The organism is Nostoc sp. UIC 10607, from assembly GCF_047228265.1.
Lineage (GTDB): Bacteria > Cyanobacteriota > Cyanobacteriia > Cyanobacteriales > Nostocaceae > Nostoc > Nostoc foliaceum_A.
In genome coordinates, this window is record NZ_JBIQNW010000249.1 from 1 (window position 1) to 457 (window position 457).

The 457-nt window shown below is 40.5% G+C and carries 1 protein-coding gene; it reads right to left on the minus strand.

All coding sequences use genetic code 11. The annotated features are described in order from the left end of the window. Positions 1–24: 24 nt before the first annotated feature. Positions 25–384, minus strand: a complete 360-nt coding sequence (locus tag ACEYW6_RS36640) for a hypothetical protein (RefSeq protein ID WP_412983671.1) — start codon at positions 382–384, stop codon at positions 25–27. Between the last annotated feature and the right edge of the window lie 73 nt (positions 385–457).

Consider the following 457-nt stretch of genomic DNA (forward strand, 5'->3'; position numbering starts at 1 on the left):
CACTAATGTATAAAATATCCTTTCCTAAATTTTACTCATCTCAATAATTTTTTTGCACTTGTGAGAAATCCGGGTAAAGTATGCCACTAGCGGACGGAAGATACGGTAATGGTAAGTGTTGAAAATCATTGGCGCTTCTTTGGGATTAGCCGAACTAAAATCTAGTTCCCACAAACCACATTTGAAACTAATCTGATCTCCAAGAGACTCTAATTCATAATGCGTCAACTCAGGACGACTAGCGTGGGCGAATAATCCCGAATGCATAATTGGGAAGTGTGCCGGATCGATAAAATTTTCCAGCGTCCGCAGGGGGCTAGAGTGATAGTGGTAGGGACCACAGAAAATTTTGCGATAAACCGGATTGTCCCACTCAGAAAACACCCGTGACAGGTTAAGTAAAAGTGCATTTTGTCAATCAGCTAAAATACTCAAAAGCCAGTTAGTGAAAATGATA